Annotated in this window: 1 protein-coding gene; it reads right to left on the bottom strand. The window is 65.1% G+C overall.

The window, feature by feature from the left end; genetic code table 11:
• Positions 1–128: 128 nt before the first annotated feature.
• Positions 129–269 (bottom strand): rhodanese-like domain-containing protein, encoded by a 141-nt coding sequence (locus SB754_RS19975; protein WP_410784120.1) that lies wholly within the window; start codon positions 267–269, stop codon positions 129–131.
• Positions 270–278: the final 9 nt, after the last annotated feature.

The raw sequence follows: 278 nt of genomic DNA, 5'->3' as shown, positions 1-278 counted from the left end.
ATCGAGGATCGAGGTTTCGGTGACCTCGATGGTATCGGCATTGGGCAGCTCGGCTATCGTCAGGTCGATGACCTCGCGCGCGACGTCGCACAGATGGCAACCGGGCTTGGTCAACAGCGTGACCTCGGTCACCGCTCGACCTCGTATCCGGCCTCGATCCATGCCGAGGTGCCGCCGATGACGTTCGTCACGTCGTAGCCGCGGGCTTCGAGCGCCATGGCGACCTGAGCGGAGCGGCCGCCCGAGTGGCAGATGGCGTCGAATTCCATGGGGAGCTC

The sequence above is a fragment of the Leifsonia sp. SIMBA_070 genome, assembly GCF_046534635.1.
In the GTDB taxonomy this organism is placed as follows: Bacteria; Actinomycetota; Actinomycetes; order Actinomycetales; family Microbacteriaceae; genus Leifsonia.
The sequence above is the reverse complement of the archived record's forward strand: the minus strand, read 5'-3'. Positions and strand labels throughout refer to the sequence as shown.

What these genes read in the sequence shown, in the direction of transcription:
- SB754_RS19975 (WP_410784120.1), bottom strand. Translation starts at nt 269, where the DNA reads ATGGAATTCGACGCCATCTGCCACTCGGGCGGCCGCTCCGCTCAGGTC.